Annotated in this window: 28 protein-coding genes and 2 tRNA genes; 2 read left to right on the forward strand and 28 right to left on the reverse strand. The window is 55.8% G+C overall.

Going from position 1 to position 24218, the window contains the following annotated elements:
- Positions 1 to 6: 6 nt before the first annotated feature.
- The 24 genes from ychF to BLQ24_RS05475 form a co-directional block, all read right to left on the reverse strand.
- Entirely contained in the window at positions 7 to 1107 is a 1101-nt protein-coding gene (gene ychF / locus BLQ24_RS05375) for a redox-regulated ATPase YchF (RefSeq protein ID WP_090163456.1), read from the reverse strand.
- Positions 1104 to 1862 (reverse strand): prolipoprotein diacylglyceryl transferase, encoded by a 759-nt coding sequence (gene lgt / locus BLQ24_RS05380; protein WP_090163459.1) that lies wholly within the window; start codon positions 1860 to 1862, stop codon positions 1104 to 1106. Before lgt ends, ychF begins: the two co-directional genes overlap by 4 nt.
- Before the next feature lie 91 nt (positions 1863 to 1953).
- Positions 1954 to 2271: a hypothetical protein gene (locus BLQ24_RS05385; RefSeq protein ID WP_163427151.1), complete on the reverse strand. Its 318-nt coding sequence runs from the start codon at positions 2269 to 2271 to the stop codon at positions 1954 to 1956.
- Positions 2222 to 2770: a hypothetical protein gene (locus BLQ24_RS05390; RefSeq protein ID WP_090163463.1), complete on the reverse strand. Its 549-nt coding sequence runs from the start codon at positions 2768 to 2770 to the stop codon at positions 2222 to 2224. Before BLQ24_RS05390 ends, BLQ24_RS05385 begins: the two co-directional genes overlap by 50 nt.
- Positions 2767 to 2913 carry a hypothetical protein gene (locus BLQ24_RS10090; protein ID WP_163427150.1) on the reverse strand — a complete coding sequence of 49 codons (147 nt, stop codon included), beginning with the start codon at positions 2911 to 2913 and terminating at the stop codon, positions 2767 to 2769. The genes BLQ24_RS05390 and BLQ24_RS10090 overlap by 4 nt, the downstream gene beginning before the upstream one ends.
- Before the next feature lie 27 nt (positions 2914 to 2940).
- Positions 2941 to 3102, reverse strand: a complete 162-nt coding sequence (locus BLQ24_RS10095) for a hypothetical protein (RefSeq protein WP_163427149.1) — start codon at positions 3100 to 3102, stop codon at positions 2941 to 2943.
- Between the two features lie 47 nt (positions 3103 to 3149).
- A complete protein-coding gene (locus BLQ24_RS05395; protein ID WP_090163465.1) occupies positions 3150 to 3740 on the reverse strand; it encodes a hypothetical protein in 591 nt (196 codons plus the stop codon).
- Positions 3741 to 3755: 15 nt separating this feature from the next.
- Positions 3756 to 4706 carry a hypothetical protein gene (locus BLQ24_RS05400; RefSeq protein WP_090163467.1) on the reverse strand — a complete coding sequence of 317 codons (951 nt, stop codon included), beginning with the start codon at positions 4704 to 4706 and terminating at the stop codon, positions 3756 to 3758.
- Positions 4703 to 6136: an ATPase, T2SS/T4P/T4SS family gene (locus tag BLQ24_RS05405; RefSeq protein ID WP_163427148.1), complete on the reverse strand. Its 1434-nt coding sequence runs from the start codon at positions 6134 to 6136 to the stop codon at positions 4703 to 4705. The genes BLQ24_RS05400 and BLQ24_RS05405 overlap by 4 nt, the downstream gene beginning before the upstream one ends.
- Complete coding sequence (locus tag BLQ24_RS10100) at positions 6103 to 6876, reverse strand: CpaE/TadZ family protein (RefSeq protein ID WP_163427147.1); 774 nt, start codon at positions 6874 to 6876, stop codon at positions 6103 to 6105. Before BLQ24_RS10100 ends, BLQ24_RS05405 begins: the two co-directional genes overlap by 34 nt.
- Before the next feature lie 10 nt (positions 6877 to 6886).
- Positions 6887 to 7438 carry a hypothetical protein gene (locus BLQ24_RS05410; protein WP_090163471.1) on the reverse strand — a complete coding sequence of 184 codons (552 nt, stop codon included), beginning with the start codon at positions 7436 to 7438 and terminating at the stop codon, positions 6887 to 6889.
- Positions 7439 to 7624: 186 nt separating this feature from the next.
- Positions 7625 to 8032, reverse strand: coding sequence for a hypothetical protein (locus BLQ24_RS05415; RefSeq protein WP_090163473.1), 408 nt, complete (start codon positions 8030 to 8032; stop codon positions 7625 to 7627).
- Positions 8033 to 8213: 181 nt separating this feature from the next.
- Entirely contained in the window at positions 8214 to 8570 is a 357-nt protein-coding gene (locus BLQ24_RS05420; protein WP_090163475.1) for a hypothetical protein, read from the reverse strand.
- Positions 8567 to 10252, reverse strand: a complete 1686-nt coding sequence (locus tag BLQ24_RS05425; protein WP_090163477.1) for an MBL fold metallo-hydrolase RNA specificity domain-containing protein — start codon at positions 10250 to 10252, stop codon at positions 8567 to 8569. The genes BLQ24_RS05420 and BLQ24_RS05425 overlap by 4 nt, the downstream gene beginning before the upstream one ends.
- Before the next feature lie 19 nt (positions 10253 to 10271).
- Positions 10272 to 11150, reverse strand: a complete 879-nt coding sequence (locus BLQ24_RS05430) for a PHP domain-containing protein (RefSeq protein ID WP_090163480.1) — start codon at positions 11148 to 11150, stop codon at positions 10272 to 10274.
- A gap of 61 nt (positions 11151 to 11211) precedes the next feature.
- Positions 11212 to 11877 (reverse strand): hypothetical protein, encoded by a 666-nt coding sequence (locus BLQ24_RS05435; RefSeq protein WP_090163482.1) that lies wholly within the window; start codon positions 11875 to 11877, stop codon positions 11212 to 11214.
- Between the two features lie 31 nt (positions 11878 to 11908).
- The gene (gene hpt / locus BLQ24_RS05440; protein ID WP_090163484.1) at positions 11909 to 12451 is read right to left on the reverse strand and encodes a hypoxanthine phosphoribosyltransferase; all 543 of its coding nucleotides are present in this window, start codon (positions 12449 to 12451) and stop codon (positions 11909 to 11911) included.
- Positions 12452 to 12565: 114 nt separating this feature from the next.
- On the reverse strand, positions 12566 to 13216 hold the full coding sequence (gene yihA / locus BLQ24_RS05445) for a ribosome biogenesis GTP-binding protein YihA/YsxC (RefSeq protein ID WP_419185494.1): 651 nt from the start codon (positions 13214 to 13216) through the stop codon (positions 12566 to 12568).
- Positions 13217 to 13418: 202 nt separating this feature from the next.
- Positions 13419 to 15848 (reverse strand): endopeptidase La, encoded by a 2430-nt coding sequence (gene lon, locus BLQ24_RS05450; protein ID WP_242869598.1) that lies wholly within the window; start codon positions 15846 to 15848, stop codon positions 13419 to 13421.
- A gap of 92 nt (positions 15849 to 15940) precedes the next feature.
- Positions 15941 to 17263 (reverse strand): ATP-dependent Clp protease ATP-binding subunit ClpX, encoded by a 1323-nt coding sequence (gene clpX / locus BLQ24_RS05455; RefSeq protein WP_090163486.1) that lies wholly within the window; start codon positions 17261 to 17263, stop codon positions 15941 to 15943.
- On the reverse strand, positions 17264 to 17869 hold the full coding sequence (gene clpP, locus BLQ24_RS05460; RefSeq protein ID WP_090163488.1) for an ATP-dependent Clp endopeptidase proteolytic subunit ClpP: 606 nt from the start codon (positions 17867 to 17869) through the stop codon (positions 17264 to 17266).
- 92 nt (positions 17870 to 17961) lie between these two features.
- Positions 17962 to 19311, reverse strand: coding sequence for a trigger factor (tig, locus tag BLQ24_RS05465; protein ID WP_090163490.1), 1350 nt, complete (start codon positions 19309 to 19311; stop codon positions 17962 to 17964).
- A 123-nt stretch (positions 19312 to 19434) separates the two neighbouring features.
- The gene (locus BLQ24_RS05470; protein WP_090163492.1) at positions 19435 to 20145 is read right to left on the reverse strand and encodes a CYTH domain-containing protein; all 711 of its coding nucleotides are present in this window, start codon (positions 20143 to 20145) and stop codon (positions 19435 to 19437) included.
- Between the two features lie 35 nt (positions 20146 to 20180).
- Positions 20181 to 20654 (reverse strand): hypothetical protein, encoded by a 474-nt coding sequence (locus BLQ24_RS05475; RefSeq protein ID WP_143004258.1) that lies wholly within the window; start codon positions 20652 to 20654, stop codon positions 20181 to 20183.
- Positions 20655 to 20967: 313 nt separating this feature from the next.
- Between BLQ24_RS05475 and BLQ24_RS05480 the strand changes: the two genes are divergently transcribed.
- Both BLQ24_RS05480 and BLQ24_RS05485 read left to right on the forward strand, forming a co-directional pair.
- Positions 20968 to 21513 (forward strand): nitroreductase family protein, encoded by a 546-nt coding sequence (locus BLQ24_RS05480; RefSeq protein ID WP_090163496.1) that lies wholly within the window; start codon positions 20968 to 20970, stop codon positions 21511 to 21513.
- A 77-nt stretch (positions 21514 to 21590) separates the two neighbouring features.
- Positions 21591 to 21666: transfer RNA gene (locus tag BLQ24_RS05485), tRNA-Pro, on the forward strand.
- A 697-nt stretch (positions 21667 to 22363) separates the two neighbouring features.
- Here BLQ24_RS05485 and BLQ24_RS05495 read toward each other — a convergent pair.
- The 4 genes from BLQ24_RS05495 to BLQ24_RS05510 all read right to left on the reverse strand — a co-directional run bounded on the left by BLQ24_RS05495 (position 22364) and on the right by BLQ24_RS05510 (position 24213).
- The gene (locus BLQ24_RS05495; RefSeq protein ID WP_090163500.1) at positions 22364 to 23305 is read right to left on the reverse strand and encodes a GNAT family N-acetyltransferase; all 942 of its coding nucleotides are present in this window, start codon (positions 23303 to 23305) and stop codon (positions 22364 to 22366) included.
- A complete protein-coding gene (locus BLQ24_RS05500; protein ID WP_336433261.1) occupies positions 23284 to 23634 on the reverse strand; it encodes an arsenate reductase family protein in 351 nt (116 codons plus the stop codon). The genes BLQ24_RS05495 and BLQ24_RS05500 overlap by 22 nt, the downstream gene beginning before the upstream one ends.
- 38 nt (positions 23635 to 23672) lie before the next feature.
- Complete coding sequence (locus tag BLQ24_RS05505) at positions 23673 to 23891, reverse strand: hypothetical protein (RefSeq protein ID WP_090163504.1); 219 nt, start codon at positions 23889 to 23891, stop codon at positions 23673 to 23675.
- A 237-nt stretch (positions 23892 to 24128) separates the two neighbouring features.
- Positions 24129 to 24213: transfer RNA gene (locus BLQ24_RS05510), tRNA-Leu, on the reverse strand.
- Positions 24214 to 24218 lie beyond the last annotated feature (5 nt).

The following is a 24218-nucleotide window of genomic DNA, read 5'->3' on the forward strand; positions in this document are numbered from 1 at the left end:
CGATTACTATACATTAAACAGGAATGTGATAATATCGCCGTCCTTCACCACATATTCCTTTCCCTCGGAGCGCAGCAGTCCCAATTCTTTCGCCCGGGTCATGCTGCCGCCGCACTGGTCAATGAATGTGTCATATCCGATGGTCTCCGCCCGGATAAACCCGCGCTCGAAGTCTGTGTGAATCTTTCCGGCCGCCTGCGGCGCCTTGGTGCCTTCCGTGATTGTCCAGGCCCGGCACTCGTCCTCTCCCGCCGTCAGGAAGGAAATGAGGTTCAGCAGGCGGTAGGAGGCCTTTACCAGCTTGTCCAGCCCGGACTCCTCGATGCCCAGTTCCTGCAGGTAATCCGCTTTCTCGTCATCGTCCAGCTCGGAGATTTCCTGTTCGATTTCCGCACAGATCGTCACCGCCTGGGCACCTTCCGAAGCGGCGAACTCCTTCACCTTCTGCACATAGCCGTTGGATTCGGCATCCGCCGCATCATCTTCACTCACATTCGCCACATAGATAATCGGCTTGTAGGAAAGCAGATTCAGACCTTCCACAAAGCCGGCCTCCTCCTCGTCCAGGTCCGTCATGGCCCGGGCAGATTTTCCCTCCGCCAGGAAGGCGTTCACCTTCTCCAGAATGGCCAGTTCTCTGGCCGCTTCCTTGTCATTGCGTGCCACCTTGGCCACCTTGCCGATGCGCTTCTCCAGCACCTCGATGTCCGCCAGAATCAGCTCCGTGTTGATGGTCTCGATATCCGCCAGAGGATCGATCTTGCCGGACACGTGGACGATATTTTCATCTTCAAAACATCTCACCACGTGCACGATCGCCGCCACGTCCCGGATATGACCCAGGAATTTATTTCCCAGACCTTCCCCCTGGGATGCGCCCTTCACCAGACCGGCGATGTCACAGAACTCAATTGTCGTATAGATCGTTCTCTTCGAATTATATATTTCATGAAGCCGCCTGATCCTCGGATCCGGCACCGTCACGACCCCGACATTCGGCTCGATGGTGCAGAACGGATAGTTCGCCGCCTCTGCCCCCGCCTTGGTGATTGCGTTGAAAAGTGTGCTCTTCCCGACATTCGGGAGACCGATGATACCCAGCTTCATGATACTGACTCCTTCTTATGTTTCTCTCTTTTTTTCAGATATAGATACAGTCCGAGACAAAATGCGAACGCGCAGACGCTCAGCACCTGTGCCTGCCGGAAAGGTCCGATCATCAGACTGTCCGTACGCAGCCCTTCCACGAAAAAACGTTCGAAGGAATACAGCATACCGTACAGACAGGCGATCTGTCCACGGAACGACCTTCTCCGGTCCATCCAGAGCAGGAAGAAGAACAGTCCGAAGCACCAGATCGATTCATACAGGAAAGTGGGATGCACCTTCACGCCGTCCACCATAATACCCCAGGGAAGATTCGTCGGGCCGCCGTGGGCCTCCGAATTAAAGAAATTCCCCCATCGTCCGATGGACTGGGCCAGCGCCACCTGCGGAAACACCAGATCCGCCAGTTCCAGCAGATGAATGTGATAGTGCCGGCAGACCACTACCCCCACAACGGTACCCGCAATCAATCCGCCGTGAATGGCCAGCCCTCCCGCCCGGATGTCCAGTGCGGAAACCGGATTATCCCGGTACATATCCCAGCTGAAAATCACATAATAGAGTCTGGCGCCGATGATGGAAAACGGGATCATCCAGATGGCGAAATCCAGGATGTGCTCACTTTCAATGCCGTGTTTCGGCGCCCGGAAATAGCTGATCAGAATCGCCAGAACGAAACCCGTGGCGATCAGAATTCCGTACCACCGTATCTGCAGACCCATAATGGTGAATGCAATGGGATCAGGTGCTGTCATATATTTCTCCTCTTCTCCTGTCCTGCAGGACAGAACTGTTAACCCGTATATGATAGCACAGCCGAAGATTTTTTGCGAATGCTATTGAATGCTATTCACCGGAAATCGATGTCTCTTCCTCCTTTTCCCGGGACGATCCGATAGAAAACCGGCTCCGGCAGGGCATATTCCTTTCCATCCGGTATTCTGATACGATCCGAAGATCCTTTCGGGTCAGAATAATCTCCGCCCGGGGCGCCTTCCCCGGCTCCCGGGTAATCCGGGCTTTCATTCTGCCGGAAGCCATCTCTTCCGGAAATGCAGACCGCAGCAGAGATTCCCCCGCCGCCGGTCCCCCGAGCAGGGCCCCACAGGCGGCGTTATCGGTCTCGGCGGCCATTCTCTGACGGAGCAGGAGGACTTCCTCCATCCGACTCTCCATCGTCAGAAGCGTGATTCCGAACAGCAGAATAGCTGTGGTCATGATGAGATTCCTCACGGTCTTTCCCTTCCTTCTCTTTTCTTTCTTCCTTCTTCTCCGGCAGATATTCACTGATGCAGGAGCGGTCCGCCCGGTACCGGAAGCGGTTCCGGTCCGAAGGAATCCCCCAGAAACCGGCCGCTCCCAGTGCAGGCTTCACCGGAAACAGCACCCGGAAGCGGATCCGCCCCGGCCGCTCCGTCCGTTCCCTGGTTCCGCCGATTTCCACCTCTTTCTCCCGGCATCCGGTGATTTTCACCAACTCCCGCCGCAGGGCGGTTTCCCGTTCTCCCGTCACGCAGCCCTCTGCCCGGACTTCCTGCCGAAAATTTTCGATGGCAGCCTCCGCCCGGATCACTTTCGAATACACGGCTTCCATCTGAACGAACTCCATCAGGATCGCCAGCAGAATCACGATGCAGGGCACCGCCGTAATCAGATTCTTCATGCTGTCATCCCTTCATATTGCCGGATCGCCTGCTCCAGAACATGTTTTGCCCCGATTCTCAGACTGTCATGATCCCCCGCAATCATGCCGAACAGAATGCAGGCCAGCAGGATCATGCCCACTGTGATGATCATATCCTTCATGTTGCCTCCCGTTTACTCGAAATTGTTTCATTCCCCGAAAGCGCCGCCGATGGACTCTACGGCGCTGCTTCCCACCGCCACCATGTCCTCCGCAGCGCTCTTCAGGCTTCCTTCATCCCCCAGGATCATGGTATTCACAATGATTACCCCCAGCAGAATGGTTCCGATAATGATAATCAGGTTCTTCATTTTCCTCCTCCTTTCCGGCCCTGTCATTCCGCCTCCTCCGGCAGGACTCACATCCCGCTGATCTGTCCCAGCATGGCGAACATGTCCATGAACACCACCACAACGACAAAATTCATGAGTATGGCAAAAATCGCAGTCATAGCACAGACCGTGGTCAGCAGGGATTTCACATTCGTCCGGCGCATGGCCCGGGTGACCCGTTCCCCCCGGAATGTCTCTTCGAAGGACTCCATGGCCGTCACCAATTCCGCCGGATTAATCTGCTCCAGTTTTCCAAGAATCATCGCAAAAGCTGAGGCGGACCGGGTATCGATCTGCTCCGTCATGGCATCGAAGGCGGCGCTTCCGGCTCCGCTCCGGAGCCGGAACAGAATTTCGTGATAAACCGGCTTCAGCAGATAACTGTTTTCCATCAGCTGCTCCAGCATATAGTCCCCGGACATGGGAATATTCTTCCGCACAATAGCCAGATTCTTCAAGAGGACGCAGCTGGAGAAAATCTCCTGTTCGGCCGCCCGCCGTTTCCAGCGCCGGATCCTCTGCCGGAACGCTTCCCTGCTGTCTTCGATCCGTTTCCTGACCCTTCCGTATCGCCGAAGTCTGCGAATGTACAGTACCGGTATTCTCCTTCTTCTCATCCCCTTCGCCTCCTGTCAGATATCCATCTTCTCCCGGGAAAGGACAGCTGAAACCGCCGTTCCCAGTACAAACGCCCCGGTCAGAATAATGAACCACTCCAGCCCCAGCTTCGTGCCGAACTGATAATGCAGGAACCGGGCCGGTGTGAATCCGAAGAACCGGCAGGCACAGAAAACGGACAGCAGATAGCATATTGGCGCCAGATACCGGAGCATCAGCACCGACTCACTGTTCTCCCGCTTCGCATGTTCCACCACCTCCCGGCTGCGGATCAGAGACACGGTGAGATCCTCCAGAGAATCCGTCACCCGGATGCCCCGGACCATGGCAAAGTAGATGATCTGGGTCAGCGCTCCGCCCCAGGCGGTGTCCAGAGAATAACGAAATACATCCAGCTCCCGGCGGATATCTTCTCTCGTATACGAACGGTTCAAACCGCCTGCCAGATCATACAGCAGCCGCTTCGCATGGGGTGCCCCCTCCAGACCGGCCGCTGCCGCTTCGATGGCCTCCTTCATGTTGCTGTCATGAATCTTATAGCAGCTGAGCAGTTCCCGGAGCATGGTATCTCCTTCCCGAGAACTGCCCACTCGTTTCTGATTCAGCTTCAGACGGAGTCCCATATAAGGAAGCAGGGCCGAAAATATCCCCGTTATGACGGCGAAAACCGGACCGGTGACCCAGTTAAGCGCTCCGGCGATGCCCGCACCCAGCAGGACGGATATTCGAACGAACACCTCCGGCCGTCCGAAAAGCCCGGACATGCCGGTACTCTCCGTCAGCTTGCAGATATGGGACAGAAACGGACCGTACGCCCGGTAACGGGCGGTCTCGGGCCGCCGGATCAGATCCGCCCGGATGCGCAGCCGGAACAGCAGCCCGTGCAGCGTACTCATGAGAAGCGGATACTGACTCAGCAGCACCCCGCCGAGAAACATTCCGTATATCAGTCCGTTCACGATCATTCTGCACCTCCGTGATAATACGCCGGATGCAGTACCGACGGCGCCGGGTCCGGCGACTGTTCTTCCAGTTCCCGGAGAATCCGCTCCATTTCCGGAAGTCCATCGTCTCCGGCCACCTTCCGGGCCACATCGGGGCTGATCACGCCCCGCCAGAGCCAGATTCCCCGGGAAAAGTCGTAACGGCAGATCCGCACCGCACTCACCTGATCCCGCTCCGGATCATAACTCAGCTCCACGATTCCTTTCATGATTTTCTTCGAGCGGTTCACCGGGTCCTGACAAAGCTCGATGACATAGTCAAAATTCTGAAACACACTGGCGATCAGCGCATTCAGGTCTCCGCCGTACCGCTCCCGGATCTTCGATGCCATGCGGTAAGGAATGCTGACCGCATCATTGTCATGAATAGTGGCCTTGGACCGCATCGTTCCGGTGGAGGTGATGTCCAGAGCCAGCCGGAAAGCAGCCGCATCCCGCATTTCCTCCAGGAGAATATAATCATTGTCTCCCCTGAGCAGCGACTTCGTGATTTCTTCCAGGCGGGGACCGTCCGCCACCAGCTGCATCAGCGGCGCCTCCGGCATCAGCTCATGCCAGGGGGTCTCCGGGTCCGTGGCGATCGCCATTCCTTCCAGCTCCCGGTTCTCATATTTCTGCCAGGTCTGCAGGAAGGTCGTCTTCCCGGACCGGACCTGACCGCCGAAGATCACATTGAACCCCAGACGGATCATCACCCGGAAAAGTGCCGGCGCCTCCGGCGGGATCGTTCCCAGCCGGACCATCGCTTCAAAGGACAGATCCCGCATCACATATTTCCGGAATACCATAACATCCTGCCCCTCTTTCGTCCGATCCCCGGAGTAAATGGTGATTCGAATGCCGTTCACCAGATAAAGTTCATGAAACCCGTACTCCATCCGCTCCGCCGGTGACGCCAGAAGCAGAGACCGCTTCAGCTGAATCCGCCGTTTCTCCGGAATCCTCTGGGGCTGCAGCTGGGAACGGCCGTCAATCAGACAATACAGACGGTCCCCGATCAGTTTCGCCGAAGATGACCGTCGGTACTTCTCCTGCATGTCATAAGCCCAGGGAGCCAGACCTGCCAGACCGTACAGCTCCGCAAATACCGCCTCCGTGAGCGAGGGATACCAGGGGGGAAACCGGCATTTCATCATGTGACGTTCCTGGAGAATCTCCTGTATCCGGGCCTTGTAATACTTCACCTCCCGGTCATACCCGATGATGGCCCGTTTCTCCCTCTCCAGCTTCATGTTCTTCGCCTGGTCATCGGTCCGTTCCCAGTCCAGATCAAACTGCCGGCTCACCATATCCAGCACGCCCCGGAAGATCTCCTCCTCCGTGCTGCCCGTCCCCCGGGATTCCGGCAGTTCCCGGTTCATATATTCCTGGAGATCAAATTTCCGATCCATCCCCGCTTCTCCTTTCTGCGTCCCGTCCGGCCTTCCTCCCTGCCGAACTGTGCCGCCAGCTGCCGGACGCCCCGGGCGTACCGGCCGTTTCCCATGAGGGTGCAGTGTTCCAGCTCTGCCTGCCATCCGTAATTCACGAAAGGAATTACCCCTCCGACCGCATACCCCGTGAACCGGCTGATTTCCCCGGAAGAGGCCAGCGAAGCCGCTTTCTGATACTGATTCACAACCAGTTTTCCCGTCAATCCCAGAGGCTTCAGCACTTTCTCCGATGCACACCGAAACCGGTTCACTGTCTTCTCCTGCTGGGTCACAACGAAGTAGCGCTCTTCCGCCATGGTCAGGGCGGAAATGACCGTTCCCAGCCGGACATCACTTCCCGCATCGAACAAAACGTGATCGAAGTCCCCGGTCAGATGCCGGAGCGGATCCCAGCAGTTCTCCGGATAATACGCTGCAGCCACGGGATCTCTCACGTCCGGAAGAATCCAGTAGTCCTTCTCCTTCACCAGAACTTCCCTGAGTTCTTCCTCCTCCAGATTTCCGCTGATCAGATTCGCCCGCAGGTCATCGACGGACTTCTTCTCCCGGTTCTGGAAGAAATCATCGCCGAATTTCCCGGACGCACCGATCACCAGAACCTTCTTCTTCTGCGCCGTCAGAGCCTCTGCTGCCGCATGAACCAGCATCGAACAGCCCACCCGGCTGTCCCCGCCCAGAAATGTGATCATCTCCGCCATGTCCCCCTCCTTATCTGCTGCAGGAAATGACGAATTTCCCGCCTGTCTCCGCAAGCCTGCCCAGCCGAGCGGTCTGCTCCCGGCTCACCACCACCTCGAACGTCTTCCCCTGTTCATCTGTAGCCGCCACCGGTGCGGAAGTGATGCGGGTTCCTCCGGACCAGAATATCGCCCGGTCCCCCCGCCGGAGGGAAAACGGACTGCTCTCCACCCAGTTCTCCGGGATCTTCAATGTGTACCGGTCCAGAGTTCTTCCCGTAATATATTCATTCTTTTCGAAGTAAGGCCTGTACAGAGGTGCACGGCTGTGAACGAACTGGGAGGACGCTTTCCCGATCAGCCATTTCCGGTCCGCAGGTCCCAGCACTTCCCTGCCGGCATGCTCCATGCGCATGGTTGTCAGCATCCGCTCCGTGATGACGCTTCCCTTCTGCACGTTTTCCCGGAGCACCAGCACATCATCGTAGACGAACCGGCTGCGTCCCCACCGTTCCCAGGAAATCAGCAGCAGGACGCTGAGTGCGATCAGCAGTACGCCGAATAATCGTCTTCCCCTGTCCATCTCTTCTCCTCCTTCTTGAAACAGAAAAGAGGAGCGACATCCCCGGGACATCGTTCCTCTTCTACCGGAATCAGGCCGGTCTCCCGACCCGATTACCATTATTTTCCATTCATCGACACTATCATAATAACGGATTTGTTCTCCCCTTTCAACCCCTTTCTCGATTTTTTCTGCGTATTGATTGCATCACAGAAGGCACAGATTCCTGGCCGCCTGAAACAGAAAGCGCTGTTTCCAGATCCGCCAGACTTTCCCCGGATGATCCGTCAGTTTCGTGCGGTGTACGATGTTTTCCATGACCTCCGCCCGGTACGGCTCCGGCACCTGTTCCAGGGCATCCCGAATTCCCCGGATCCGGCTTTCCAGCGCCGCCTTCCGCACGGCCAGTTCCTCTGTGGGCCGAACCTGGTCGTAATTTCGGGCGCCCTCCCGCATCATGCGATTCGCCCGCAGTCCGCCGCTGTTGATCTCCCGGGTCAGTTCCTTCACCTGTTCCTCCATCCGCTCCAGATCCCGGACTGCCCAGATCGTTTCATAGAAAACCGCATCCGGCAGTACGATATCCCGGTATCGGGTCTGCTGCCATTCTCTCATGCTTCCTCCTCTCCTCCGGCTCTTCCGCACTGCGGTGCACGAATTGCGCCGCCGGAATTCAATCACACAAAAAAAGCCTGACTGTCAGTGCAGCTACACTGTGTCACAGTCAGGCAAATATTGCAATCTTTCCTGTCCCTTCCGGGAAGAATCCAGAAATAAACAGCCGGAAATCAGGGAATCAGCGCCGGTACCTTCTTCCGCCTTTCACCTGAAGACCGGAACCTTCATCCCGGTCTCCGATCCGTTCGCCGTTATCCTTCTGGGTGGTCCGGACGAAGAAATACCGCAGATAAATCACCGCTTCCACGCCAAGGAAGATGTACGGAAAGTACCGGTACACCGCTGCCAGATCTCCTTTCTGACGGGTCAGAGCTACCAGCAGGAAGACCACCAGGAGCATGATTCCGTTCAGCCACATGAACGCTTTGTCCAGTGCTTTTTTGTCCCGGACCGGCCGATTATGGGTGACGTAATAATACAGCAGGCCCAGCATCAGGTCTACATAGAGCAGCAGGTCAGTGGTACCTAATTTCATGCATTTTCTCCTTCCTTTACCTCCCGCGGGCGGTCCATGGAGCCCACCGCAGCGCCCAGGGAAATCGCCGCCCGGTCCAGTTCCTGAACCATGTTATTGATCCGGTTCAGCTTTTCCTCGCTGATCTGACTTCCCACCGCCAGATTCGCATTGTACATCACGTGCTCCAGTTCTTCGTGAATCTTCGCCACCTGATTGCGCACCCGCTGGATGTCCTCCTGGGCCGCACCGGCCTGTTCTGCCGCCTCCTGTTCCAGCAGCTCCGCACAGGAAGAGGTCAGTTCGAATTCGGAATTACCCCGCACAATCACCGGGTCATATCCCAGCTTATCGTGAATCAGTTTTCCGAAGGTCTCCTTCGCTTCCTCTTCTCCGTGAACCAGGAAGATCTGGGCAGGCCGTTTCTGGAATGCCGCCAGCCAGGAAAAAAGGCCGTTCTGGTCCGCATGGCCGGAGAATCCCTGCAGGTTGTATATTTCAGCATTCACATGAATTTCTTCCCCGAAAAGGGTCACGTCCTTCACGCCTTCCACCAGGGAACGGCCCAGTGTGCCCTGGGCCTGATATCCCACGAACACGATGCTGGATTTTTCATTCCACAAGTTGTGTTTCAGGTGGTGGCGGATCCGGCCCGCCTCGCACATGCCGCTGGCGGACAGAATCACCTTCGGGGAAGGATCGAAGTTCAGCTGCTGGGATTCCTGGGTGCTTCGGGTGAAATGGAGGCCCTCGAAATCCAGAGGATCATCGCCCTTCAGAATGAAATCCCGGGTCTCATCGTCGAAGCACTGGGCATTGGCCCGGAACACCTCTGTCGCCGTGGTGGCCATGGGACTGTCCACATAGACCGGAATACGCCGCATTTCCTTTGAAAATGCACTGTCCTCACTGCAGAAGCGGTTCAACTGGTAAATCAGTTCCTGGGTTCTGCCCACGGCAAAGGACGGAATTACCACATTGCCTCCCCGGCGGGTGGTATTCAAAATGATTTCAATCAGCCGCCGGATGTCCGCCGCATTCTCTGTATGATTCCGGCTTCCGTATGTGGATTCCATGATGACGACATCCGCCTTCTTGATGATCGTCGGATCCCGGAGAATAGGCCGGTCAGTCATGCCCAGGTCGCCGGTGAAGACGATCTTCGTTTCCCGGTCCTCTTCCCGGACCCAGATCTCGGTGATGGCGGAACCCAGGATGTGACCGGCATCGTTGAAGCAGAACCGGACATCGTCATTCAGTTCCACCAGCTGATCATAAAGCACCGGTTTCACCAGTTTCAGTGTTTCCTTCGCATCTTCTTCCACATAGAGTGGTTCCACCGGCGGTTTCCCCGCCCGCAGATTCTTGCGGTTCTTCCACTCTGCTTCTTTCTCATGGATGTAGGCGCTGTCCATGAGCATGACTTCAAGCAGATCTGCCGTGGCCTCCGTACAGTAGATCGGACCGTTAAAGCCCCGCTTGACCAGCAGCGGAAGCCGGCCGCAGTGGTCAATATGGGCGTGGCTGAGAATCACACACTCCACTTCGGCGGCTTCGAACGGGAACGGGTCCCAGTTCATGGCTTCCTGGGCTTTTCCGCCCTGGAACTGACCGCAGTCCAGCAAAATCTGATGTTCTCCGGTCATCAGCAGGTGGCAGGATCCGGTGACACCGGATGATGCGCCGCAAAATCTGATTTTCATAGCAATACCTCCTCCCGGATTAAAATCCGTGATAATCGGATCCTCTGGTGATCCTGAGATGATAGCGGGCAGCCAGACGTGTCAGTCTGAGCGATTCAGCTTCTGTGGCAGACGGATGGAAGCACTCCACACCCTGAAGGCCGTCGGACACCAGCTCTCCGAGAATCCGATCCAGATTTTCGAAAAACACCCGGGAGCCCGCAGGGCCGATTCCCACCGTCTCCATCGGATGGGCCAGCACCGGAATGCCGCCGGCACTACGGATCCATCTGATGGCATCCCCGGTGGGCACCGGTTTCTTCTTCAGTGCCATGGCTTCCGGTGATCCAAGAAGTTCTCCGGAGTCAAAGGCCTCCTTCACCGATTTGCAGTATCCTTTCCGGATCAGCGCCCGGGCGAAATTCGGCTTCCCGATGTAGTCCTGACCGCTGTACCGGATCATATCATCAAAAGAAATGTCGTATCCCTTTCCCCGGAAATACGCCATCAGTTTTTCATTCCGGCGAATCCGGTATGCCCGGATCTCCTCCAGCTCCTTCCGGAGACCAGGGTCCTCCAGGTCGAAGTCATATCCCAGCAGATGAAACTCGATTTTTCCACGGAACAGCGTTCCGAACTCGATCCCCGTGAGAACCGTCATTCCCAGCGCCGCCCCGGCTTTCTGCGCTTCCGGCACACCGTCCACACCGTCATGATCCGTCACTGCAATCAGATCGTATCCGTTCTCATGATACAGCTTAACCAGTTCCGCCGGCGGCCGGAGGCCGTCCGAGTACATAGAATGGACGTGCATGTCGATGTTCCGGTCCGGCCACACCACCAGTTTCCGGGCTTCGTCATCCAGAAACGACCAGTCCTGAGGTTTCGCCGGCACAATAGTATTCGATTCCTTCGCCATGTCGTTTCTCCTGTATTAAGACAGAACCCGCCGCTTCGAAAGCGCCGGGTTCTGTGTCACACTAATAGAATATTCGTTTCTTCTGCAGCCGGGAACGGAAGACCCCGTAGCTGAACAGCATCAGCAGGACGATCGCCGCCCCTACAGAGAAGATTTCGTATGCCTTCGCAAACCCGGTCCCCATCAGCAGATACAGCGTGTCCTTCTTCCCCGGCTGAATGCCGATGAAGACCCGGTACAGTGCGGACTGCACCGGTCCGGACCCTGCCAGGATCCCCCGGATCACGATCATAACCCCGGCAGAGGGTATCGCCGCCACGGAAGCAAGAAAACGCCACTCCCTTAGTTCTTCCCGACTCATAAAAGCGAAGAGCAGCGCCGCCAGTGCCGTGATGCACAGCACAGCCGCCAGTTCCATATTCAGTGCTCTGCGGAACTTCTTCATTATACCCTGATCCTTCCGGCTGAAGACAGGATCCCTGTACTCTCCGTTCTTCTCGTAGACCTGGAACTTTCCGGCGCCGGGCCGGGAGAGATAGATCCCGATCGCCCCCGCCATTTCCGAGATTTCCACATCATGCCCTGTTTTCTGGATCGACTGGCTGTCATTGAAATGGAACGAATAGGTCACCGGCGCCCGGAGGGCAAACTGGGTGCTCAGCCCCAGGATTGCCAGTGATACCGTCACCACAAAACATATGGTCGAAACGATGCCTGTTGTTTTCATTCCTCCACCTGAACCTTTCGGGCCCGGAATTCTATTCCGGAAGATGATTCGGATCCAGATAACTGATATACGGGAGATTCCGGTATTTCTGGTCATAATCCAGACCGTATCCCACCACGAAGAGGTCATCGATGGTGAACCCCGTGTACTTCCCCTTCAGCGTGTGCGTCCGGCGGGAAGGCTTATCCAGCATCGTACAGATCTCCACACTCTTCGGATTTCTGTCCTTGAAATTGTTCACCAGATAACTCAGCGTCGTGCCGGTGTCGATGATGTCTTCCACAATCAGTACATTCTTCCGGTAAATATCCATGGAAAGATCCTTGGTCACCTTCACAACACCGGAAGTTGTCGTTCCGGAACCGTAGCTGCTGGCAGAAACGAAGTCAATCTTCACATCCAGATCGATATACTTGATCAGCTCACTCATCCACATGACGGCGCCCTTCAGCGTTCCCACCACGATGAGTTCCTCGCCCGCATAATCCTCTGTAATTCTGGCACCCAGTTCCTTCGCTTTCTCCGTGATTTCTTCCTGTGTGAACAGAATCTTCCCTAATACTTCTTCTGACATTTCTCTCTCCTGTCCGGTCACTGACCGTTTCTGTTTCCGATGTTCAACAATTTCATTCTACTACGTTCCGGACTTTCTTTCCATGCGGAACGGAAAATCGGCAGACGAAAAGTGCTACAGACCCAGCACCTGCCGCATTGTTTCCAGAAGTTCTTCCTTTCCGGTCCGCTTCAGTGAAGAAACCGGAATGATCCGATCTCCCGGATCCATGCTGAGGGCCTTCCGGATTTCCTCCTGCTGCCGGGCCAGTTCCCGGCGCGTCAGTTTGTCCGCCTTCGTCATGACCACCAGCCCGCCGAATCCGTAGTACTTCATATATTCGTACATCTGGATATCCTGAGGCGTCGGTTCGTGACGGGAATCCACCAGAAGAACAGCGGCTTTCAGGTTCGGACGGCTGCGGAAATAGTCTTCCATCATCTTCCCCCAGCTTCCCGTAATCTCCCGGGAAATGCTGGCATATCCGTATCCCGGCAAGTCCACAATGCGGAACCGGTCATTCACCAGATAGAAATTGATGGTCCGGGTCTTTCCGGGGCTGGAACTGACCCGGGCCAGCTGCCGCCTTCCGGTCAGAAGATTCAGCAGGGAAGATTTCCCCACATTGGAGCGTCCGGCAAAGGCGATTTCCGGGAGGTCCGACGGCGGATACTGGTCCGGCCGGACGGCGAGACACACGATGTCCGCACTCTGGATCTCCAGTTTGTCCGCCGGAGCCGGCGCTTCACCGGCTGAACGGCTGGAGTCCGATACACCGGACTCCATTCGTTCTTCCGTTCCGTTCCCGGATTCTGCTTCGGGCCGGCCTGCCGCCTTTCCGGCTTCCTGCAACGCCTGCTTCGACTGCGCCTCCTGCGCTTCCCGGTACCGCTTCGCCCGGAGTTCTTTCCGCTTCCTGGCCTTCTTCGCAGCCTTCTCCTGCTTCTCGGCGGCCGTTTCTTTTTTCTTCTTTTTCTTCAAAGCCATGCTATTTCACCAACGCTTCTTCCAGCGCCTGTTTCACATCTTTCACCAGTACGAAGTTCATTTCCTTCCGGACCGACTTCGGCAGTTCATCCAGATCCGGCTCATTCTTCACCGGCAGCAGCACCTTGCGGATGCCCGCCCGGTGAGCAGCCAGAACCTTCTCCCGCACGCCGCCGATCGGCATCACCTCTCCCCTCAGATTCACCTCACCGGTCATGGCCACGTCACAGCGGACCGGCGTATTGGTAATGGCCGAGTAGAGTGTGGTGCACATGGTCACACCCGCCGAAGGGCCGTCCTTCGGCACGGCCCCTTCCGGAATGTGGATGTGCAGATCATTCTCCTTGAAGAAGGCCTTGTCCACCCCGGATTCTTCTGCAATAGACCGGATATAGCTCAGAGCGATTCTGGCAGACTCCTGCATGACATCTCCCAGCTGTCCGGTCAGCTCCAGCTTCCCCGTACCCGGCAGCACAGCGCATTCGATTGCGAGAGTCACGCCGCCCACCTGGGTCCAGGCCAGACCGGTGGTTTCTCCCACCTTGTTCACGCCCTCCACCACATCATAGGAGTACCGGTGTTTCCCCAGATATTTCTCCAGATTGCGCGGGGAAACCGTATGGGTCCTCGCCCGGTCCTCGGCCACCACTTTCCGTGCCACTTTCCGGCACAGCCCGGCGATCTCCCGTTCCAGATTTCTGACACCGGATTCTCTGGTGTAGTAGTTCACCAGGTCGTGGATCGCCGGCTCCGAGATGCGGATGTCACTTTCCTTCAGTCCGTTTTCCTTCACTTCCTTCGGGATCAGATACCGCTTCGCGATCTCCACCTTTTCTTCTTCGGTGTATCCCGGCACCTGGATGATTTCCATTCTGTCCAGCAGCGGTCCCGGAATCGTTTCCATGGAATTGGCCGTTGTAATGAACATCACCTTGGAGAGGTCGAATGGAATCTCCAGGAAGTGGTCGGTGAACGTGCTGTTCTGTTCCGGATCCAGCACTTCCAGCAGTGCAGAAGCCGGATCACCCCGGAAATCCGCCCCGATCTTGTCCACTTCATCGAAGAGAAACAGCGGGTTGTTCACACCGCTTTCCCGGATCGCCGTGATGACACGGCCCGGGATCGAACCAATATAAGTTCTGCGGTGGCCCCGGATCTCCGCCTCATCCCGCACACCGCCCAGGGACATACGGACGAATTCCCGCCCGGTTGCTCTGGCAATGGACTTGGCAATGGAAGTCTTTCCTACCCCCGGCGGTCCGACCAGACAAAGGATCGGTCCCCGGATGCCGTTCGTCAGCTGGGTCACCGCCAGATATTCCAGAATCCGCTCCTTCACCTTCCGCATCCCGTAGTGATCCGCATCCAGGATCTTTTCGGCGCTCCGGATGTCGGAATTCGTCTCCGAAGACGTGTGCCACGGAAGATCCAGAATCGTCTCCACATAGTTGCGCACAACGGCACTTTCCGCAGATGAAGGGGCCATCTTTCCGTATTTACTGATCTCCTTGCGGATTTTCTTGTCTGTTTTCTCCTCCAGACCCAGAGCGTCCAGTTTTTCCAGCCACTCCGCCGTCTCTGCCGCAGCATCTTCATCCATCCCCAGCTCCGACTGGATCGCCTTGATCTTCTCCCGAAGATAGTAATCCCGCTGGCCGGAATCGATGTTTTCCTTGACTTTCTGAGCCACGGTTTTCTCCAGACTGGCGATTTCATTTTCCTCGGCGATCAGCTCCGTCAGAACACGGATGCGGTCGCTGAACACCAGCGCCTCCAGTACCTTCTGCTTCTTCCCGGTGCTGACAAAAATTTCATTGGCAATGCTGTCCACCAGGTCGGCCGGATTATCCGTATCCAGTGTCTTCGCCACCAGATCTTCACTGATCTGAGAAGTGGCCCGGGCATATTCCGTAAAACTTTCCGCAAGATACCGGAGCATCGCCTTGTCTTCCGCAGACAGATCTTCCTCCGTCACTGTTTCCGGAATCCGGTCGATGGTACAGGAAATATAATTCTCTTCCGTGATACATTCATCCATTGTGGCCCGGCAGATTCCTTCCACCAGCACCCGGACGGCATCGCCCTGAATTTTCAGTGTCTGCTTCACCCGTACAACAGTGCCCAGCGAATAGATATCTTCCACTGTCGGAATCACCACCCGGTCATCCTTTTGGGAAGACACGAATAACATTTTATCTGTAGCCATGGCCCGTTCCAGAGCCCGGATGGACTTCTCCCTTCCGATATCGAAATGGACGACAGTGTGCGGGAAGATCGTCACGCCCCGAAGCGGCACGCAGGGAAGAATTTCTTTCACTTCTGTCGCTTTCGTGCGGAAATCGGTGCCCCCCTCTCTGGCTTCAGAATCTGTGTCTTCAGCCGGCTCCTGAAACATCACGCATTGTTCCATGTCTCTGTTCTTTTCTTCCATATGCTTTCACTTTCCGGCACAGCCGCCGCTGCGCCTCTGTCCTGTGTATAGATACAAAACCGGGGCGGCATACTCATGCCGCCCCGCCGTACCTAAGAGACTTCTGCCTCTTTCTCTTTCCCCTGTTCCTGACCGGATCTGACCTCGTCAACCCACTTCTCGTGCTGATTTCCTTCGATCAGCTGAGGCGGCTTGTGTTCAGCAATCGTCTCCTTCGTGATGACGCATTTCTCCACATCCGTCCGGGACGGTATGTCGAACATAATGTCTGTCATATTCTTCTCGAAGATCGAACGCAGGCCCCGGGCGCCGGTTTTCTGCGCCAGTGCCTCCCGGGCAATTTCCTGCACTGCGTCATCCGTCAGTTCCAGATCCACGCCGTCCAGTTCGAACAGCTTCTGGTACTGCTTGATCAGCGCATTCTTCGGTTTTTTCATGATACTGATCAGCGCATCCTCTGTCAGCTCATCCAGTGTGACAATCACCGGCAGACGTCCGATGAACTCCGGAATCAGGCCGAATTTCAACAGGTCCTCCGGTTCCACCTTCGCCAGAATATTCTTCTTCTCCTCGCTGGAGAGGGTGACCTTGGAATTGAATCCAATAACCTTCTCACTGAGCCGGGACTGAATGACCTTGTTCAGCCCGTCGAAAGCGCCGCCGCAGATGAACAGAATGTTCGTGGTGTCCATCTGGATGAATTCCTGGTGCGGGTGCTTCCTTCCCCCCTGCGGAGGAACGTTGGCAACGGTTCCCTCCAGAATCTTCAGCAGTGCCTGCTGAACGCCTTCGCCGCTGACATCTCTGGTGATGGACGGATTCTCACTTCTCCGGCTGATCTTGTCAATTTCGTCCACGTAGACGATTCCCCGCTGGGCCTTCTCCACATCGTAGTCCGCAGCCTGCAGCAGCCGGAGCAGAATGTTCTCCACATCCTCGCCCACATATCCCGCTTCGGTCAGTGCCGTGGCATCTGCGATGGCAAACGGCACATCCAGCGTCTTCGCCAGAGTTCTGGCCAGCAGTGTCTTTCCGGATCCCGTCGGTCCGATCATGACGATGTTGCTCTTCTGGAGTTCCACACCGTCCCGTTCATCTTCCGTCAGTCCGTTGATCCGCTTGTAGTGGTTATAAACAGCCACGGCCAGCGCTTTCTTCGCCCGGTCCTGTCCGATGACATAGTCCGACAATCTGTTAAAGATGTCCTGCGGCTTCTGCGTCTTGTATGCCGGCTTGGCGGTTCCCACGGATTTCTTCCGTTCTTCCCGCTGCACGTCCTTGATGATGCCGCTGCACATTTCAATGCACTCGTCGCAGATATACACCCCCGGACCCGCCACCAGTCTTCTGACCTGGCTCTGCGGTTTTCCGCAGAATGAGCAATAGAGCTCATTCGATGTATCTTTTCCACTCATTTACAGTTCTTCCCCTTTTCTGAATTCGATAACGTGATCGATCAGTCCATAGTCCTTTGCCTCGGATGCTTCCATGAAGTTATCCCGGTCCGTGTCTCTGGCAATGGTCTCCAGATCCTTCCCTGTATTCTCTGCCAGGATGCGGTTCAGCTTCTCTCTGGTGTGAATGAGCCAGTCAGACTGGATCTTCACGTCCGTTGCCTGACCGGAGATGCCGCCGCCGCTGATCAGCGGCTGATGAATCATGATCTCCGCATTCGGGAGCGCAAACCGCTTGCCTTTTGCCCCGGAAGAGAGCAGGAAAGCACCCATGCTCGCCGCCATGCCCACGCAGATGGTGGACACATCCGGACGGATATACTGCATCGTGTCATAGATGGCCATACCCGCTGTCACAGAACCGCCCGGGCTGTTGATATACATGCTGATATCCTTCTCCGGGTCCTCCGCTTCCAGGAACAGCAGTTCCGCTGTCACCAGACTCGCCACATTCTCGTCAATCGCTTCTCCGAGAATGATGATCCGGTCCTTCAGCAGTCTGGAGTAAATGTCGTAAGACCGTTCTCCTCTGTCTGACTGCTCCACCACGTAAGGTATCAATGCCATTTCGATCTCCTCCCAACTGCTGCGGCACGCTGTCTGCCGCATTGTGCCGGAGCCCGGTGGATATCCCGGGCTCTGCTTTCTATCGTTTCCGTTTATTCTTCTGTCTTCTCTGCCTCGTCAGCAGTTTCTTCCTCTGCCTTCGGTGCCGGCGGATCCACCTTCGTCACGTTGGCATTCTCGAAGAGCTGATCGATGGTCTTCCGAACCTGGATGTCCGTGCGGAACATTCTCTCCGCATCCTTGCCGATTGCCTTCCGGAAATCTTCCAGACTCATCTTGTACTGATCCGCCACCTTCTGCAGTTCTTCGTTCAGTTCGTCCTCGGTTACGCCGATGCCTTCCTTGTCTGCAATGGAACGGATAATGATCCGGGAGGCCACTCTCTTCTCCGCATCTTCCTTCGCCTGGCTGCGGAAGTCATCCATGCTGCCGCCGGTGTACTGCAGATACAGATCCAGGCTCATACCCTGGTAACGCAGCTGCTGATCGAACTCATTCATCATGTTGTTCAGCTCATCTTCCACCATCGCATGCGGCACTTCGATCTCGTTCTTCTCCCGCAGTGCGTCGATCAGCTTCGTCTTCGCATCTTCCACAGACTGGTCATCCAGACTTCTCTGCAGGTTCTTCTTCGTGTCTTCCTTCAGTTCATCCAGTGTATCGAACTCGCTGACGTCCTGAGCGAACTCATCATTCAGCTCCGGCAGCTGTTCTTCCTTGATTTCGTGAATCGTACAGTGGAAAGTCGCATCCTTGCCTGCCAGTTCCTTCGCCTGGTAATTCTCCGGGAATGTGACGTTCACGTCCACCTTGGCATCCTTCTCAGCACCGACCAGCTGATCTTCGAAGCCCGGAATGAACATGCCGGAACCAATCTTCAGTTCCTGGTTCTCTGCCGTGCCGCCTTCGAACTGGTCCTCGCCGACGAATCCGGCATAATCCAGAACAACGGTATCCCCGTTCTGAACCGGTCTCTCAACAGAAACCGTACGGGCATTTCTCTTCTGCAGGTTTTCGATTTCCTTCTCCACGTCCTCATCTGTGATGGTGTACTGAACCTGCTCGATGTCCAGACCGTTGTAGTCCTTCACTTCTACGGTCGGGTACAGAGCCACCGTCATAGTCATGGTCAGCGGCTTGCCGTGGCCGACTTCGCTGAAGTCCACTTCCGGCTGATCGATGACTTCCAGATCCAGCTCGTCGACTGCCTTCGGATAACCCTGGCCGAACAGATCATTGATGGCGTCCTCGAAGAAGATTCCCTCACCGTAATGGGACTCGATGATCTTCCGCGGTGCCTTGCCCTTACGGAAACCGTTGATCTGGAAACGGCCCTTGTTCTTCTGATACGCCGCATTCACAGCCTTGTCAAACTCTTCCGCTGTATACTCGATTGTGAATTTCGCTTCATTGTTCTCATTGGAAATAATCGTTGTATTCATTTCGTATGTATCCTCCTAAAATTTGACTTCCCAATTTATATAAGTATTAACATGCGGAAGAGACCGCATATCTTAATAATTATATACTCTTTCTTACCCGAAGTAAATGAATGGTAACCATTCTCATCGATGAAATACCAGATAGCCGGGTTCCGAAGCCCGTCCTTCCGTGTTCTCCGGGCTCGCTCCGTCCCGATCCGGGCCGTCCTGGTCCGGGCCGTACAGATCCATGCCCCGCTCGAACTTGCTCTTCACCCCCGGAATCAGATCGTACTTCTCCGCCAGCCGGCTGCCCAGATTCATCACGTCCTCCTCGCTGCCGGAAAGCAGTTCCAGTTCCAGCTCCAGAATCGGGGCTGTTTTCCCGCCGGCCAGAATGTCCCCCCGGTCGATGGACAGTTCGCTGATGGAATCTCCGGTGTCCACCCGGGTCTGCCGCCGGACGAAGGTCATCTCCATCAGCGGTGTCAGCGGTGCATCCCCGACCAGCTGCTTCAGCCGGTCTTCCATGGGGCTGGTGTCAAAAAGCGACACCTTAGGCGCCCGGATCATCTCCTCATCGGATACCGGAACATTCAGTTCCTCCCGACGGTACAGTTCGCCCGCTTCCCGCTGTTCCTGACTCCACTTCAGTGTTGCAATGTACCGGTCCCCTTCCTTCCGGACCCGGAACGCAATGCGTTCCCGGGCCAGCTTCCGGTCCTCCGTATCGAAGTACACCGCATGCATCGGAAGCACTTCCGTCTCATCCTTCATTCTCTGTATGGCAGGATCACCGAAGATCCTGTCGATTTCCTCCGGATCCCGGAGGAGATACTTCAATTCTATCTCCATATATGCTCCCCACGTATGATCCGGCTTTCACACCATCACTTCGTATCCCGCTCCCTGAGCGCATTCAGCAGTTCCCGGTTCAGCAGCATCCGGGTCTTCTTCAGATCAGACCGGCTTCTCATCTGTGTGACCTGCATGACCCACAGATATTCCCGCAGCCCGCTGTGATCCAGACATTCCGTCAGCGACTGCCGCACGGGCTCGATGCTGACGCTCTGCCCGATCAGATAGACCCGGGCGATGACGCCGCTGCGGATTCTCCGAATCTCAATCAGATGGTCCACATTCCCGTAACGGCGAATCGTTCTTCCGATCTCTCTCACGATGCCCTGTCCGATCAGCATGGAAACGCCATCCCGCAGAATGATCCACAGCCAGACAGAGGCGATGATCCCCATGAGGACTGCCGGAACCCTTCCGAACGCCGGAAGAGTCCACCAGCACAGGAACACGCCGGGAACCGGAACGAACCACCGGAGGATTCGCAAGAACCGTATCGTTTTCTCCATTTCATCCCCTGTTTCTGTGTAAATTCCGGCAAAAAAACGCCGGTTACCCGTGAAAACTGCGGTTTTCCCCCCAGAAATCACGTGTTTCATTATATCCGCTATGGTGGTGCATGTCAAAAATATTATTTTGCAGTTCCCGCCCCGGCTTCCGAAGTTGCGACATCCGGCAATTCCCGTGTTATAATAGAAGCGCAGCGGTATGCTGTTTCTGGCACCTCCGCTGCGAAAGTGAACGTACACATTATATCCGTATATATAATGTAACAAAACCGCGCCACGCAGGCCCGCCTGCGGCAGAAAGGAAGATTGCCCCATGGAAACGAAGAATTGTATCGAAACCCGCAGAAGCATCCGGAAATTCACGGATCAGAAAATCCCGGCGGAAGTGCTGCAGGAACTGATCCGCCTTGCCTCCTTCTCCCCTTCCTGGAAGAACACACAGACTGTCCGCTACTATGCCGTTACAGACCGGAAGGTCATGGACAAACTGGCGAACGAGTGCGTTATGAACTTCCCGGGAAACAAGAAGATCATCGACGGCGCACCGATGGTGATCGCTGTCGCCACGAAACACGGACGCTCCGGGTTCGAGCGGGACGGCAGCTTCTCCACTTCCAAGGGAGAACACTGGGAATCCTTCGATGCGGGCATCGCAACCCAGACCCTCTGCCTGGCAGCCAACGAACTGGGGCTGGGCACTGTCATCATGGGAATTTTCGATGCGGATCTCGTTGCGGAAGCCATCGATCTTCCGGAGGGACAGCGGATCTCCGCCCTGGTGGGCATCGGCTACCCGGATATTGCTCCGGAAATGCCTCCTCGGAAGTCCGTGGACGACCTGCTGACCGTGATCGAATAGCCCGTTTCTTTGTTTGTGAATAAAAACAAAGAAATCCCTTGCGTCAACGACTCATTATGTTATAATAAATGAGTCGACGGGGTATAGCGCAGTTGGTAGCGCGCTGCGTTCGGGACGCAGAGGCCCTGGGTTCAAGTCCCAGTACTCCGACCACACTTTTCAAACCGGAGTTCCCGACTCCGGTTTTTTCGTGCGTTCCTGCAGAACGGGGGCGCATTAGACAAAAAAACAACCGGCCTGTCCGGTCGGCTGACATGGCGCGGTTGGCCCGGTATATTGCGATCGGCCGACATAGCGCGGCCGGCCCAGCAGGTGCGAAAATCCCTTTTTTCCTGATTTCGCACCCGATCCCGGTCAATTCTGCCCAAAAACTTAGACGGCACGATACAGCGGGGTGCGGATCCGGAAAATTTTTCATTTTCACACCATACTGTCTGGCCGCCCATTTTTTGCATTGGAATTATTTTACTCAAGGTTCACATATCGTATACATTCTCAGGCATTCACGCCCGTTCCCCAACCCATCTGCCGCTTTCTCCGGATTGATCGACCGGCAGCCGGGGTATTTTTTGTCCAGCACACGCAGAACGTATCCAATCCGCCCGCCGGAGCAGGTGCGGAAATCAACTTTTTTTCGGTAGCGCACCCCCGGAATCATCCGGAATAGATTAATCAAGTTTTTCTGTCAAAATCGCACCCTGCACTTCGATGTTTCAGGTGCGATTCAGGCACATTTGAATGAATCCGCACACTTTCTATACAGTATACAGCCCCAATCACGCCCCAATCTGCCCGACCAGGCCGGCGAACAGCCCCGATCATGCCCCATCCGCCCAGCCATGCCCCTCTACTACTCGAAGGGGAAGCCGTACCATCCGGTGAATCCGCTGCCGCCCCAGGTCATTCCCTGCACATAGCATTTTCCGGCGGAACCGGTCGGAAGTTTTCCCTGCTCCGGCACCGGTGTCCGGAAGGTAATGGAATGTGCCCCGCAGGAAGCACCTGCACTGCGGGCCAGCTGGCCGGAATCCACCCCCGGACCGGCCAGTAATTCCACCGCCATCAGAGCGGCCGGGTCTCCGGTTTCTTCCAGGGCAAGGATTCCGGCGGTTTCTCCATCTTCCCGCACAATTTCCCAGAGACCCTGCCCTGCCGGGCCGGAGAGATCTGCGTATCGGAGGACATTGTCCGTCAGATCAATATGCGGGGTGTGCTCCAGAAGTTCCTCCCGGAGCAGTGCGTAGCGCCGGATCCCGGCCTTCCGAAGGCGGAACGGCCTTGGATCTGCGGCGCCGTTTTTCCCGTCCGGGAGGGTCAAGTTCAGCTGCACCTCACAGGCAGGGAAATCCGGAGCGAATCCCATGGGTTTGTAGAAATCCACCAGACCCGCATCCGCCGGGCAGAGCACGGACAGCGCACCGGCCGCCCGGGCCCGGTTTCCTGCGTGTTCTGTGATCATGGTGCCGAATCCCCGGCCCCGGGCGGCCGGGTCCGTGCAGATGGCGTAGCTGCACCAGCAGGACGGCCCCCGGACAGTGCCCCCGTCCGCCCCCGGCGAAATGAAGTCTCCCATCGGAAACTGGGTCAGCTCCGCCATAATGCGGCCCTCTTCCGCCAGCACATACTGCCGGCATCCCGGAAAACTGTCCAGAAACTCCTGCACCGTATCCGGATCGTCACCGAAGCATTTCTGCCACAGTGCGAGAAATGCGTCCCGTTCCTCCGGTTTTCTCTCATGAATATCCATCTGATCCGATCTTTCCCGTTCCTCTAAAGCAGCTTCTCTGTCCATTCGTTTTCCTTAAATCCGGTTAACACGAAGTCATCCCCGACCAGCAGCGGACGCTTGACCAGCATGCCGTTGGTGGCAAGGAGGGCCAGCTGCTCCTCTTCAGACATCTCCGGCAGCTTCCTGGACAGTCCCATTTCACGGTAAGGGATGCCGCTCGTGTTCCAGAAACGTTTCAACGGCATCCCGCTCCGGGCATAGTACTCCCGGAGGGTTTCCTTGTCCGGATGATTTTCTTTGATGTCGATCAACTCGTATTTCACGCTGTGGTCATCCAGCCACTTCAGGGCCTTTCTGCAGGTCGTGCACCTGCTGTAACAATATATCTTCATCATATGATTCTCCCCATCGTTCTCAATATCATATATCCTCAAGATGCCGCATTGACGAGCGCAGCACCGCCGACCGCCAATATAACCGGAACAGCAATCAGACCCAGACCGAATACCGTCGCCGCAAGTCCCGCAAGAAGCAGCCACAGAAAGATCCCGAATATACAGCCCAGAAGCACCCCAATAATGCGAAATACGAATCCCGTGATCTTAAAAAGAATTCCCACAAACAGGATGAGTAATAGCAAACTCAACATTTTCTTCCGCTCCTTTCTTCATAATCGTATTATCGGTTATTATATCAGTTTGGAAAAACGAACGCTATATACTCCTCTTACTTCACACAACTTCCACAACCGGAGGAGGATCGATCGCTGCGATGGACCTACAATAGCCGACATCGTAAGACTGATGATCCTCCCGGCGTCGATATGTCCATCGTTTCCGAATGAAAAAAACCGGTAATCGACAACTGTCAATTACCGGCTCATCCTTGGTGCGGTTGGAGGGATTCGAACCCTCATGACTCGCATCACACGGACCTGAACCGTGCGCGTCTGCCAATTCCGCCACAACCGCATATC

It is taken from the genome of Eubacterium pyruvativorans, from assembly GCF_900102225.1.
Classification (GTDB): domain Bacteria; phylum Bacillota; class Clostridia; order Peptostreptococcales; family Anaerovoracaceae; genus Aminicella; species Aminicella pyruvativorans.